Consider the following 392-nt stretch of genomic DNA (forward strand, 5'->3'; position numbering starts at 1 on the left):
CGCTTGGCAATTTCATGATGTAAATTCTCGTTGGTTTGTTCCAAATCTTTCAATTTACCGCTGCCGAAAAGAGAACCGACACCGCTGGTTATGGCAGTGGCTACATCGGTAGCTGCACTTTTGAGTTTGTCCGTGCGTATCTCTGCTTTTACCTGTTTGAGTTCCTGTTCGGCAAGATTTACTTGCTGCTCTTTATATCTCTTTACAGCATCTATGTGTTGAAGTTCAGTTTTTTGTTTCTCAATGATGAAATCGTTTCGCTCTAAATGTTTCTTGCCTGTCTCAACTTTGGATTGTCCACGTTTCATGGAGAGAATGTCGGAAGCCAAAGTCTGCATCACTATCATATCATCGTTGTTGAGCTTTTGGCTTTTGCCAGTGTCGTGGTTCAT

1 protein-coding gene is annotated in these 392 nt (G+C 42.1%); it reads right to left on the bottom strand.

Going from position 1 to position 392, the window contains the following annotated elements; genetic code table 11:
- Nucleotides 1-392 (bottom strand): hypothetical protein (locus PZE06_RS26705; protein ID WP_483314093.1); only part of this gene is annotated, 392 nt, incomplete at both ends.

The organism is Robertmurraya sp. DFI.2.37, from assembly GCF_029211245.1.
GTDB lineage: Bacteria > Bacillota > Bacilli > Bacillales > Cytobacillaceae > Robertmurraya > Robertmurraya methanolica_A.